We start from the raw sequence: 389 nt of genomic DNA, 5'->3' as shown, positions 1-389 counted from the left end.
ATGTAAGTATTTCCTTAGATAACAATTGATTGAATGTATGCAAATAAATGCATACACCATAGGTGTGGTTTAATTTGATGCCCTTTTTCAGGGCTGGAATGTGTAAGAGCGGGGTTATTTATGCTGTTGTTTTTTTGTTACTCGGGAAGGGCTTTACCTCTTCCGCATAAACGCTTCCATCAGCGTTTATAGTTAAAAAAATCTTTCGGCCTGCATGAATGGCCTTGTTGATCGCGCTTTGATATACGCCGAGATCTTTAGCTGTCTTGGTTTGCCCAAGGCGCATTGCATAATCTTTCAGGGTTATGCGTTGTTCCATACAACCTCCTTAGTACATGCAACCATTATCACCGCCAGAGGTAAAATAGTCAACACGCACGGTGTTAGAT

1 protein-coding gene is annotated in these 389 nt (G+C 41.1%); it reads right to left on the bottom strand.

The window, feature by feature from the left end; all coding sequences use genetic code 11:
• Positions 1-118 precede the first annotated feature (118 nt).
• Positions 119-319, bottom strand: coding sequence for a Cro/CI family transcriptional regulator (locus C3E87_RS14485; RefSeq protein ID WP_076064216.1), 201 nt, complete (start codon positions 317-319; stop codon positions 119-121).
• Positions 320-389 lie beyond the last annotated feature (70 nt).

The organism is Tessaracoccus sp. ZS01 (genome assembly GCF_022342445.1).
Taxonomy (GTDB): Bacteria; Actinomycetota; Actinomycetes; order Propionibacteriales; family Propionibacteriaceae; genus Arachnia.
The sequence above is the reverse complement of the archived record's forward strand: the minus strand, read 5'-3'. Positions and strand labels throughout refer to the sequence as shown.